Origin of the sequence: Metalysinibacillus jejuensis, from assembly GCF_003057615.1 — a bacterium.
In the GTDB taxonomy this organism is placed as follows: Bacteria; Bacillota; Bacilli; order Bacillales_A; family Planococcaceae; genus Metalysinibacillus; species Metalysinibacillus jejuensis.
The window spans coordinates 1-326 of sequence record NZ_QAFW01000189.1 but is presented as its reverse complement, the minus strand read 5'-3'; the positions used below and the strand labels follow the sequence as shown (position 1 = coordinate 326).

Here is a 326-nt window from a genome sequence, read left to right as displayed (position 1 = left end):
CAAAGCGACGAAAGAACACCGCATTTATGCGAACGAATTAAAACGCAAATTTAAACAAGGTATAGTGGGTAAAGTGTTATTGACAGACATCACATATTTGCCATATCGAAACGGCAAACGTGCATATTTATCAACGATTAAGGACGCTGAAACGAACGAAATTCTAGCTTATGAAGTGTCATCTTCTTTACACTTGGACATCGCTCTGAATACGTTGAAGAAATTAAAAAAACATTCGCATTTAGCAGAAGATGCCTTTATCCATTCCGATCAGGGTTTCCATTATACAAGCCCGATTTACCAGGCACTGTCTCTTATACACATCT

The 326-nt window shown here is 38.0% G+C and carries 1 protein-coding gene; it reads left to right on the top strand.

Annotated features, from left to right (window positions below; all coding sequences use genetic code 11):
* Positions 1-326, top strand: a 326-nt coding sequence (locus DDE80_RS14825; protein ID WP_153060954.1) for a DDE-type integrase/transposase/recombinase, incomplete at both ends; no start/stop codon positions are given.